Source organism: Caldimonas sp., from assembly GCF_046289365.1.
GTDB lineage: Bacteria > Pseudomonadota > Gammaproteobacteria > Burkholderiales > Burkholderiaceae_C > Caldimonas.
Map to the genome: position 1 here is coordinate 1 of NZ_JBKBVU010000346.1, position 1,547 is coordinate 1,547.

The window sequence follows — 1,547 nt, forward strand, 5'->3', positions numbered from 1 at the left end:
GATGGTCCGCGACAACGCGCGCAGGCCGAGCGGCTCGCTCAGCACCGCAATCCAGGTGTTGTCGATGTCGCGGAGCAGGGCCGCGCTGACGCCGTACAGCACGAAGTAGGCGATCACGCCGATGTAGACCCACAGGATCGAGCGGGTGGTGGCCGCCAGCAAGGCACCCACCAGGATCACCGCGATGGCCAGGCCGCCGCGCACCGGGCCGAAGACCTGGCCAACGGTGTCGAGCAGGTCCTCGGCCATGCCCGAGCGTTCCAGGATGATGCCCATCAGCGTGAAGAACGGGATGGCCAGCAGCGTCTCGTTCTGCATGATGCCCATCACCCGCAGCGGCAGCGCCTGGAACAGGTTGGCGCCGAACAGGCCGAGCTCCATGCCGATGAAGCCGAACAGCAATCCGGTGGCGGCCAGACCGAAGGCCACCGGGATTCCGCACAGCAGGAAGAACAGCAGTCCCGCAAAAAGGACGGGGACGAAGTTGTTGGTGAGGAATTCGCTCATGACTGGGTTTTGGCGGCGAGGGGATCGTGGGCCTGGGCTTCCTGCGCGAGTTCTTCGGCCAGGCGCTCGGTTTCGCTCTTGCGTTCGATGTGGGAGAAGGGCTCGCTGCGATGCCCGGTCAGGAAGGCGATGCGCTTGATGAGCTCCGAGACGGCCTGCGCCAGCAGGATGGCAAAGCCGGCCGGGATCAGGAAGTACACCGGCCAGCGCACCAGCCCACCGGCGTTCTGCGACATCTCCCCGCTGTGCCAGGCGTTGACGAACAGCGGCCAGGACAGGTTGATGAGGATCAGGCTGAGCGGAATGATGAACACCACCAGCCCCAGGATGTCGATGAAGGCGTTGGTGCGCTTGGAAAAGCGCGAGGCGATGAAGTCGATGCGCACATGGGCGTTGTGCAGCAGCACGTAGCCCACACCCAGCATGAACACAGCGGCGAAGAGATACCACTGGATCTCCAGCCAGGCGTTGGAGCTGGTGCTGAGGGTCTTGCGCACGATGGCATTGGTCGCGCTGATGAGCACGGCCGCCAGGACCAGCCACATGATGACGCGGCCGATCTGTTCGTTGATCCAGTCGATCGCTCTGGACAAGCTGAGCAGGATGTTCACGGGGACTCCAAGAACGTGGAACTGCACAGGCCAACCGCACCGTCTGCGGCCCGCGGCGGGGGCGGGCCGGTCCTGGGCGCAGCAGACCGGGGGTGGCACGGCAAAGGGGGGCTGGGCAGGCTTGTTCAGGGTTGCGCCGCCCAGGCGGTGAGTGCCGCCGCGCACTGTAAGGAGCTTGAACTGAATATCGCCTGAACGCTGCGCGTGTTTGCGCGAATTCTAGGGAAGACCCCTAGAAGCACGGCATGGCGATGTCCCGGCCGGGCGCGACGGTGCACCAGGGTGGGGAGCGAGGGCGCTCCCGAGACGGAATCAGCCGGCCGCGGTGGCGGCCTGGTAGAGCCGGGCGCTGCGGGCGCCCGAGCGACAGAACATCAGCACCGGGCGAGGCAGGGCGGCCAGCACCTCGGCCGCCTGCGCGATCTGCTC

General features: G+C 66.1%; 2 protein-coding genes. Both read right to left on the reverse strand.

From position 1 onward, the window contains the following. Nucleotides 1-507, reverse strand: a 507-nt coding sequence (locus ACK42S_RS17870) for a TRAP transporter large permease subunit (RefSeq protein ID WP_409710794.1), incomplete at its 3' end; no start/stop codon positions are given. Next, nucleotides 504-1,118 carry a TRAP transporter small permease subunit gene (locus tag ACK42S_RS17875; RefSeq protein WP_409710797.1) on the reverse strand — a complete coding sequence of 205 codons (615 nt, stop codon included), beginning with the start codon at nt 1,116-1,118 and terminating at the stop codon, nt 504-506. The genes ACK42S_RS17870 and ACK42S_RS17875, both read right to left, overlap by 4 nt. Between the last annotated feature and the right edge of the window lie 429 nt (nt 1,119-1,547).